General features: G+C 71.6%; 5 protein-coding genes. 2 read left to right on the forward strand and 3 right to left on the reverse strand.

What is annotated here, in order from left to right:
• Nucleotides 1–46: 46 nt before the first annotated feature.
• Both P1V51_16905 and P1V51_16910 read left to right on the forward strand, forming a co-directional pair.
• Nucleotides 47–2047 carry a protein kinase gene (locus P1V51_16905; GenBank protein ID MDF1564723.1) on the forward strand — a complete coding sequence of 667 codons (2001 nt, stop codon included), beginning with the start codon at nucleotides 47–49 and terminating at the stop codon, nucleotides 2045–2047.
• Nucleotides 2044–3450, forward strand: coding sequence for a sigma 54-interacting transcriptional regulator (locus tag P1V51_16910; protein ID MDF1564724.1), 1407 nt, complete (start codon nucleotides 2044–2046; stop codon nucleotides 3448–3450). The genes P1V51_16905 and P1V51_16910 overlap by 4 nt, the downstream gene beginning before the upstream one ends.
• 124 nt (nucleotides 3451–3574) lie before the next feature.
• Here P1V51_16910 and P1V51_16915 read toward each other — a convergent pair whose 3' ends face one another.
• The 3 genes from P1V51_16915 to P1V51_16925 form a co-directional block, all read right to left on the reverse strand.
• On the reverse strand, nucleotides 3575–7063 hold the full coding sequence (locus P1V51_16915; GenBank protein ID MDF1564725.1) for a S8 family serine peptidase: 3489 nt from the start codon (nucleotides 7061–7063) through the stop codon (nucleotides 3575–3577).
• Nucleotides 6981–7346: a hypothetical protein gene (locus P1V51_16920; GenBank protein ID MDF1564726.1), complete on the reverse strand. Its 366-nt coding sequence runs from the start codon at nucleotides 7344–7346 to the stop codon at nucleotides 6981–6983. The genes P1V51_16915 and P1V51_16920 overlap by 83 nt, the downstream gene beginning before the upstream one ends.
• A gap of 70 nt (nucleotides 7347–7416) precedes the next feature.
• The coding region (locus P1V51_16925) for a hypothetical protein (GenBank protein ID MDF1564727.1) at nucleotides 7417–8458 on the reverse strand (1042 nt) is incomplete at its 5' end.

Raw genomic sequence — 8458 nt, forward strand, 5'->3', positions numbered from 1 at the left:
CCAGAGGTTCACCTTCGGATCGGGATAGACTGCTCCTGCAGCGACCATGTCCAAGCGCTACGAGATACTCGATCTGCTGGCCACCGGAGGGATGGCCGAGATCTACCGGGCCCGCAGCATCGGCGCCGGCGGCTTCGAGAAGCCGGTGGTGGTCAAGAAGATCCTCCCGAACTTCACCTCCGATCCCGAGTTCGTCCGGATGTTCATCGAGGAGGCGAAGCTCGCCGCCGAGCTGCACCACGGCAACATCGTCCACGTCTTCGATCTGGGGACCACGGCCTCGGGCGAGTACTTCATCGTGATGGAGCTGGTCCACGGGCACGACCTCGGCGACCTCCTCCACGACGCCACCCGGCAGGGGCTCTCCATCGGCCTGGGGGAGGCCATCTACATCGCCCGGCAGGTCTGCGCCGGCCTCGACTACGCCCACCGCAAGCTCGACGCCGAGGGGCGCTCGCTGCGGATCATCCACCGGGACGTCTCGCCCCAGAACGTGCTCCTCTCCTTCGAGGGGGAGGTGAAGCTCACCGACTTCGGCATCGCCAAGGCGCGCAGCCGGACCCAGCAGACCCAGGTGGGCTTCCTCAAGGGCAAGTACGGCTACATGTCCCCGGAGCAGGCGCGGGGCGAGCACCTCGATCAGCGCTCGGACCTCTTCAACGTAGGCATCCTGCTCTACGAGATGCTCGCCGGCGAGCGCCTCTTCCAGGGCAGCAACGACTTCTCCACCCTCAACCAGATGCGCAACGTGGAGATGGTCCCCATCGAGCGCCTGTGCGCCGATCTGCCCGAGCGGCTGGTGAGCATCGTCCACCGCGCCCTGGCGCCCGGGGCCGGCGACCGCTTCCAGAGCGCCGCCGAGCTCGACAAGGCCCTGGCCCGCCTCTCCTTCGAGACCAGCCTGGTGATGAGCGCGGGGGACCTGGCCGCCTTGATGGAGCGCGTCTACGGGCGCCCCTCGTCGAAGCCCGGCGAGCCCGGCGCCACCCGGGTGATCGACCTGCAGGCGCTGCCCGTGGGGGGGCTCGACTCCGCGCCCGGCACCGACGGCGTGGGCCGCGCGGGAGACTGGGACGACGACCTTCCCCTCGCGCCGACGCCCGGCGCCCACGGCCCGGAGGGCCCGGCGCGGCCCGCGACCGTCTCGGTGCAGCCGGCGCGCCGCCTGGAGGCCTCCCCCCCCGCGGCCTCCAGCGGGCTGACCCGGATCCTCCCGCCCCTGCCCCCCTGGGCCCGGGGGCTGGCTACCCTGGGGGTGGCGGGCCTGGCCTTCCTCCTGGGGCTGGCCCTCCTCTGGCCCTGGGGCCGCTCGGAGGCGGCGGCGCGCCTGCCGGTGGGAGGTGCGGTGAGCCTGCCGGCGGCGACGGCGCCCCGCTACCTCCTGATCGACTCCCGCCCCGCCGGCGCGACCGTCGTGCTCGGGGACGCGACGCGAGCGCGCGCCACCCCGGCCCTGCTGCAGTGGGAGGCCGGTGACGAGGGGCAGCAGGTGGTGCTGCGGAAGGCGGGGCGCCGCGCCTTCACCGGCAGCGCGCCGGCGCCGGCCGACGAGGTGATCACGGTGCTGGAGGCCGCGTTGCCTCCCCGCCAGGCCACCGTGAGGATCCGGACCCGGCCGAGCAAGGCGACCCTCAACGTGAACGGCAAGGCCGTCGGCAAGAGCCCCCACACCCTGACCCTCGAGCCGGGGCGCCACCGGATCCTGGCGCGCAAGCGGGGCCTGCAGATGGCCCGGGCGGACATCGAGATCCCGCTCTCGCCGCCGGGCGGCGAGGCCCCCGGGGAAGAGCGGCTCCTCCTGACCCTCCCCGAGAAGGGGGGGACGGGGACGCTGCGGCTCGAGAGCTACCCACCGGCCACCGCGCGGGTGGGCGGCCGGATCGTGGAGACCGGGCCGCGGGGCGTCGCGCTCGAGCTCCCGGTGGGGGCACACCGGCTCGAGGTCGAGGCCGCGCCCCTGCCGCCCCGGCAGCTCGAGGTGGAGGTCCGCCCCGGGCAGGAGACGCGAGTCTTCGTGGATCTCGTGCTATCTTCGCCCCGCCCATGAGTGACCGCAGCGCCCGGGGACCGACGGAGATCCTCGCCGACAGCTCACCCCACACCCGGATGAACCCCTCCGTGGCTCGCCTTGTGGTGAGCAGCGGGGCGGACAAGGGGCGATCCGTGGAGGTCGGGGAGCGGGCGGTGGCCGTCGGCAGCGACCCCGAGTGCGCGCTGGTGCTCTCGGATCCCGCCGTCTCTCGCCAGCACCTCTCGGTGCGGCGCGAGGGCAACGAGGCGGTGCTCGAGGATCTGGGCTCGACCAACGGCACCTTCTACGGTGAGGCCCGGATCACGGAGATCCGGGTGGGCTTCGGCGCCGAGCTCCGGGTGGGGCGCACCCGCCTGCGCTTCGTCCCCGCCGAGGAGCAGGTGAGCATCCAGCCCTCGGCCGAGGCCGCCTTCGGCCGGCTGCTGGGCCAGGACCGGAAGATGCGGGAGATCTTCACCCTCCTGGGAGACGTGGCCCCCACCGAGGCCACGGTGATCATCGAGGGGGAGACCGGCACCGGCAAGGAGCTGGTCGCCCACGCCATCCACGCCCACTCCGACCGCCGCGACGGTCCCCTCGAGGTCTTCGACTGCTCGTCGATCCCCGAGGATCTCATCGAGTCGGCGCTCTTCGGTCACGTGAAGGGCTCCTTCACCGGCGCCACCCAGACCCGGGCGGGCGTCTTCGAGCGCGCCTCCGGCGGCACCGTCTTCCTCGACGAGATCGGGGAGCTCGATCTCTCCCTCCAGCCCAAGCTGCTGCGCGTCCTCGAGGCCCGGCAGGTGCAGAAGGTCGGCGGCGACGCCTACGTGCCGGTGGACGTCCGGGTGGTGGCGGCCACCAACCGCTCCCTGCGGGCCGAGGTGAAGAAGGGGGCCTTCCGCGAGGACCTCTACTATCGCCTGGCGGTGGTGAAGATCGTGGTGCCGCCCCTGCGCTCACGCCTGGACGATCTCGACCTCCTCGCGCGCTCCTTCCTCGAGAAGCTCGGCGCCGACGAGGAGAAGGTCGCCCTCCTCCTCTCCGAGGCGAACCTCAAGGTGCTGCGCACCCACCGCTGGCCGGGCAACGTGCGCGAGCTGCGCAACCTGATCGAGCGGGCCTTCCACCTCGCGCGGGGACCCGAGGTCGACATCTCCCGCTTCCTCCACGACCTGGGTGACGGCGAGCTCGACACCGATCCGGGTCTGGACACCACCTCGGCCCGGGGCCTCGGCGCCGCGGCGGCGGTGGGGGAGGGGGGCAAGCCCGCCGCCTTCAAGGAGGCGAAGCAGGAGATGGTCGACGCCTTCGAGCGCGAGTACCTCGAGGACGTCCTGCGCCGGAACCGCGGGAACATCTCCGGGGCGGCCCGGGAGGCGGGCATCGACCGCAAGCACTTCAAGGAGCTCTTGAAGAAGCACGGCCTGGACGACTGAGCGCCCTTCGGGCGCGGCTACGAGCCATGAGCTGCGAGCTGTGAGCCGAGGCCCACGGCACCCGACTTCACCGACCGGAGCAATTATTGCTCACAGCTCGAAGCTCGCAGCTCACAGCCGACGGCTACACCCGTTGCCGAGGCCGCCAGGCGAAGAGCACGAGGAGCAGGGCCGCGACGGCACCGGGCAGCTGGTCGCCCGTCGAATCACACCCACACTTCTCGTCGCCGCCGCCGTCGCCGCCGCCGCCGGTCTCCAGGCCCTTGCGGGTGGGCAGGGGGATCTCGAAGTTGCTGGTGGAGCGGGCGTCGTGGTGACGGCCCTCCCACTGGATGCTGTCGGCCGAGCCGGCGGTGCGCCAGGCGAAGAGCCAGCCGTCGCGCGTGCCCACCACCACGTCGAGGGCGCCGTCGCCGTCGAGATCGCCGAGGGCCGGGGTGGCGAAGATCCAGCCGCCGGTGTTCTTGGGCCAGCCCGCGGGCTCGGCGCCGTTCTGATCGAAGGCGTGGACCAGGTAGCCGCCGCTGCCGCTGACGCTCTCGGCGAAGCCGTCCGCGTCGAGGTCGCCCACCGCGTAGTTGTGGAGGAACTGGTAGTCCTCCACCACCGCCGGGAAGCCCGGGAGGAACTCACCGGTGTCGAGGCTCCAGGCGCAGACCATGTGGTCGAAGGGGGCGCGCTCGCCGCCGCTCATCCCCGCCGCGGCCTCCACCGAGATGCAGCCGTTGATGTACTCGGGGAAGTCGTCACCGGTGAGGTCGCCGAGGGAGCCCGAGTTCAACGGGATCAGGGCGAGGTTGCCCGTGCTGTTGCCCGTGCCGTCGACGAAGCTGGTGCCGGAGAGGATCGAGACGCCCTCGTAGGTGAAGACGTTGAAGGGGGAGAGGGCGCCGTGGAGGATCACCTCCAGGCCGGGGGTGCCGTCGAGGTCGGCCAGCACGGGAGAGGCCGTGGCGCCCCGCCCCACGTAGGGCAGCACGTCGGCGTAGCAGCAGAGGCCCACCGGCCAGCCCGGCAGGAAGGGGCCGCCGGGGTGGTCGTTGCCGTCGGCGTGGATGGCGTAGGCCCGGGCGGCGTTGCCGAAGCCGCCCTGGTAGACCTCGCCGGTGCCCACGACGATCTCGGGGCTCCCGTCGCCGTCGAGATCACCCACCGCCGGCGTGCCGATGATCCGCTCGCGGCGCCGCTCGAGGGTGCCCTGGTAGCGAGCGCCGTCGCCGTCGGTGACCTCCAGCGGGAAGCCGGGGTGGTCGCTGCCGTCCTGGTCCCAGACGTAGAGGTAGCCGTCCATCGCGCCGGCGACGATCTCGAGATCGCCGTTACCGTCGAGGTCGTGGAGCACGGCCGAGCCGAAGATGCCGAAGTCGAGGACGAAGATCTCCTCGATGGGCTGGGTGGGGGTGCTGTCCGCTGCCTCGCGGGTGCCGGTGAACTCCGAGAAGATGGGATTCATCCGCACCGGGAACCCACCGCGCTCCTGGCCCTGCAGGTCGTAGACGTGGACCTCACCGTCGAGGGTCGTCACGACGATCTCGAGGGTGCCGTCGCCGTCGAGGTCACCGACGGAGGGGGCGGAGACCACCGAGGCGCTGGGCAGGTCGGCCATCGCCGCGAAGCCCGGGGCGGTGGGGTGGGCCGCCGCGCCGAGGAGCGTGGAGACCTTCACCGGCCAGCCGGGCCAGGCCTGGCCGTCGCCGCCCTCCAGGTGGATGGTGCCGTCGGAGGTGATGTAGAGCAGCTCGTCGGCCTGGTCGCCGTCGAGGTCGACCAGCCGGGGGGAGGCCTCCATGGAGGGGCCGAGGAAGCGCGGGTAGCCCGGGAGCAGGTCGGGGTCGCGCATGACGAAGAAGCTCTTGCGGTACTCGCCCCTCACCGGCTGGCCCCCGTTCTGGGTGGTGACCGTCAGGCGCAGGGTGGCCGAGAAGTCGTGGGCCCCCGTGCCGTCGCCCTGGGGCAGGTCGAGGGCGGCGAGGGTGGCGGCGGGCACCGTGAAGAGGTGGCCGTCGAGGGCCGCGCTCTGCCCCGAGAGGCGCCCCACCTCGCTGAACTCGGCCTCGGCGGGGGCGACGCCGGCGGCCAGCTCGAGGATCACCTCGAAGGTCCCGTCTCCCCGGCGGGCGTCCGCGTAGCCCTCCACCGAGAGGTCCTCCTCGCCGGTGAGGGTCTCGAACCAGCGGGGGGACGCGAGGTAGGCCTCGGGGGGGATCAGGCCGTCGCGGATCCACTCCACCGTGGTGCGGGCGTTGTTGCGGCCGTAGCCGAAGTGGTGGTCCCAGCCCTCCCGGGAGGGGTACTTGGTGGCGTCGCTCTCCGAGCCGGCGACGTCGATGTCGTCCGCGGAGAGGGTCATCAGCTGGTAGGCCTCGTTCGCCGAGAGGGGCGGATCGAGGGCCACCTGCCGCGCCATGGAGTAGAGCAGGCCCGCGTGGCCGGCGCTCTTGCCGGTGGCCTCGGAGGAGCAGCCCTCGCCCGGGGTGGAGAGGGCCAGGTGGCCGCCGTAGTTGGTGCAGTTGTTGAAGTTCAGGAAGGTGGTGGCGTCGACCCAGGAGCCCGGGTTCGAGTCGAAGACCGTCGCGTGGACGTAGAGGGTCTTCTCCGCCGAGCCCGGGTAGTTGTGGTGGTAGCTGGTCTCGTCGGCGGCCGAGGCCACGACGAGCACGCCCCGCTCGTAGGCGTAGTCGATGGCGGCCTGCATGAAGGAGGTGCCGTTGATCGAGCCGAGGGCCTCCTGGATCACGCTGACCCCGTTGTCCACCGCGTAGAGGGTGGCCTCGGCGAAGTGGTTCGAGTCGGCGACGAAGGAGTCCGAGGAGCGCAGGGGGATCACCGAGCAGCCGGGGCAGACCCCGATGCCGCCCAGGCCGTTGTTGCCCTCGGCGCACGAGTCCTTGGCCTCGCCGTTGCCGTGGCTGTAGCCCTGCCCGCCGTTGCCGACGTCGTCGTAGGCGTCGTTGTCGTCCCAGAGGAAGTCCCAGCCACAGATGTCGTCGACGTAGCCGTTGCCGTCCGCGTCGTCGCCGTTCGAGAAGATGAGGATCAGGTCCTGCGGGTCCAGGAAGCCGTTGCCGTTCTGATCGCTCACCCGGCTGTCGGTGATGGTCGCGGCGTTCGGCTGCTCGTGGCCGGTGGCGCTGGTGTAGTCCTGCACGTTGAAGCGGCCGTCACCGTTGGCGTCGTGCACGCTCGCGCCCTCGGGCACGGGGAGCTCCCCGGCGTTCAGGCGCCACTTGTTCGCCAGGTCCCGCTCGTTCCAGATGAAGCCCGAGTCCATCACCGCGACCGTGACCGCCCAGTCGCCGGTCGTGAGCTGCCAGGCCCGGTCGGCATGGAGGCCGACGCCCAGGGCCTGGTCCTCGGGGAGGAGCTGGCCGTCCACCTGCGGGGGGACGAAGGACCAGAGGTTCCACTGGCCGCGGTCCGAGCCCATGTCGGTGAGGTGGAAGCCGTAGCTCGGATCGTCGGGCCAGTTCGCCGGATCGAGCATCTCGGCGCGGGTGGCCGAGGGGTTCGGCCAGTTCGGGTTCTCGGCTTCAGCTCGCCGGGGGATCGCCGCGCTCGTCAGCAGGGCGAAGAGGAGCGTCAGGGGGATCCAGGGCTGGGTGCTCGAGCGCATCGTGAGGCTCCAGGGTGTTGTCCGGGGGGAACTCGTCGTCCTCCAGCCGGGCGGTGACCATCAGGTAGACGGCGGCGTAGGCCATGACGGCGACCACCAGGAGGGCGCCGTAGAGAAGGACCATGGGGTGGGCCCAGATCAGCCAGATGAAGGCGCCCGTGCCGCCGAGGATGCCGGCGGTGATCAGGTGGGCTCGCCGGCGGATCCTCGCCGAGGCTCCGGCCGGATCGGCCACAGCGGGAGGCGGGGTGGGGCTCGGCCCGGTGGGCAGGCGCGCGGACATCAGCCCCTGACGGTAGCGGAGATGGACGGGGGGGGACAGGGGGACGGGCCCGCAATCCCCCCCCGACGACCTAGGGCTTGGTGATGCGCAGGGCGTAGGTGTTGGCGTCGTCGACGGCGAGCTTGAACCAGTACCCGTGCCGGGAGTGCATGCACCCGCCGGAGTCCCAGAGCTCGGTGTAGTAGTTGGAGCCGTCGTAGGCGTAGAGGGAGGGGTAGATCCAGCCGGCGAGGACGGCGTTCTCCCAGGTGTTGACGGTCTCGCCGCCGCCCGGGTTCTGGACGATCTGGAGGCTGGTCATCGGCACCGCGTCGGGGAAGGGGTTCGAGATGAGGTTCATTCCCTGCTGCAGCGACACCTCCACCACCGAGGAGACGCCCCAGGGGGTGGCGTCGCCGGGCGGGATCAGGTCCTCGTTGCCGGCCGCGCCGAGCCAGTAGCCCCGGCCCTCCTCGACGATGCCGGAGCCGGTGGTGTCGGCGTAGGTGCCCGACCAGTCACCCACGCCGGTGGAGACCCAGTACATGCAGGAGGTCACGCCGAAGACGCCGAGGCAGGTGTTGGTGGTCTGCAGCTGGTCCTCGTTACCGGCGATGTTCCAGCCGGTGTGGAGGTGGGTGGACTCGCAGTTGGAGTCGGTCTGGCAGATCCCACCGGTGGCCAACAGGCCCGCCAGCGGCCCCGCGTTGGGCCAGTCGTCGAGGGCCTTGACCTGGAACCAGAAGCGCGAGTTGGAGTCGAGGCCGGAGATGTTGATCTGCTGGTTGGCGCCCGCCGCCGAGAGGCCGCCGCCGCCGTTGTCCCAGGCGTCGTTCCAGACCAGGGCCGAGTCCCAGTTGCCAGCGTCGATGGGGGCCGGGGAGTAGCGGATCATGTAGGCCGAGACGTTGCCCGCGCTGCCCGAGCAGTCCTCGTAGGGCGCGGTGAACTCCAGCCGCACGCTGGTCTCGCTGTGGATGGTGATCCGCAGGTCGGCGGCGGCGCAGGGCGCGTCGGAGTCGACCAGGGAGGGCTGGTGGGGACCGGTCGCGGCGCCGGCGGCCCAGTTGCCGTTGCTGTCGCGGCTGAAGACCTCGAACCAGTAGTCCTGGCCGTTGGTCAACCCGGTCGCG

The sequence above is a fragment of the Deltaproteobacteria bacterium genome (assembly GCA_029210625.1).
GTDB lineage: Bacteria > Myxococcota > Myxococcia > SLRQ01 > SLRQ01 > JARGFU01.